This is a genomic window from Schauerella aestuarii, assembly GCF_009866805.1.
GTDB classification, from domain to species: Bacteria; Pseudomonadota; Gammaproteobacteria; order Burkholderiales; family Burkholderiaceae_B; genus Schauerella; species Schauerella aestuarii.
Genome location: NZ_SIZW01000029.1, coordinates 1 through 1,342 on the forward strand (window position 1 = coordinate 1; position 1,342 = coordinate 1,342).

The following is a 1,342-nucleotide window of genomic DNA, read 5'->3' on the forward strand; positions in this document are numbered from 1 at the left end:
CACGTTTACGGCTCAAACCGCTACCGCCGGCACATACGGCGCATTCTCCATCGGCACCGACGGCGCATGGACCTACACGCTGAACAACAACGCCGCCAACGTCCAAGCATTGGCGCAAGGTGAGCAGCGCCAAGAAGTGTTTACCGTCACGTCGGCTGACGGCACCATCTCGCAAGTCACGGTTACCGTTATCGGCACCAACGACGCCGCTGTCATCGCCGGCCAAGGTTCGGGCACGGTTACTGAAGATCAAACCACCACCGCTTCGGGCACGTTGACTGTCACCGATGCCGACGCTGGTCAGGCCACGTTCACGGCTCAAGCCGGCACCGCCGGCACCTACGGTTCGTTCTCCATAGGCACCGATGGCGCGTGGACCTACACGCTCAACAACGCGGCTGCTAACGTTCAGGCGTTGGCGCAAGGTGAACAACGTCAGGAAATCTTCACCGTAACTTCGGCTGATGGCACGGTCTCACAAGTCACCGTTACCGTCATCGGTACTAATGACGCAGCAGTGATCGCCGGCCAGGGCGCAGGTACGGTTACTGAAGACAGTGTGTTGACGGCCTCGGGTACGTTGACCGTTACGGACGCCGACGCAGGCCAAGCCACGTTCACGGCCCAAGCCGGCACCGCCGGCACCTACGGTTCGTTCTCCATTGGCACCGACGGCGCATGGACCTACACGCTGAATAACGCTGCCGCCAACGTCCAGGCGCTGGCGCAAGGCGAGCAACGCCAGGAAGTATTCACGGTGACGTCCGCTGACGGTACTGTTTCGCAAGTCACGGTCACCGTAATCGGCACGAACGACGCAGCTGTCATTGCCGGCCAAGGCACGGGCACGGTGACCGAAGATCAAATCACCACCGCCTCGGGCACATTGACGGTATCGGACGCAGATGCTGGCCAAGCCACGTTCACGGCTCAAGCCGGCACGGCCGGCACGTACGGTTCGTTCTCCATCGGCACCGATGGCGCATGGACTTACACGCTGAATAACAGTGCCGCTAACGTTCAAGCGTTGGCACAAGGCGAGCAACGTCAAGAAGTGTTCACGGTCACGTCTGCTGACGGCACGGTTTCGCAGGTCACAGTCACTGTTATCGGCACCAACGATGCAGCAGTTATCGCAGGTCAAGGCACTGGCACGGTTACCGAAGACCAAATCACCACTGCTTCAGGCACGTTGACTGTCACGGACGCGGACGCTGGCCAAGCCACATTTACCGCTCAGACCGGCACTGCCGGCACCTACGGCTCGTTCTCCATCGGCACCGACGGCGCGTGGACCTACACGCTTAACAACAACGCTGCGAACGTTCAAGCGTTGGCGCAA

Annotated in this window: 1 protein-coding gene; it reads left to right on the top strand. The window is 60.7% G+C overall.

Features of this window, described 5'->3' with window-relative positions; translation table 11 throughout:
* On the top strand, nt 1–1,342 hold a 1,342-nt coding region (locus tag EYW45_RS00120; RefSeq protein ID WP_202444507.1), incomplete at both ends, for a VCBS domain-containing protein.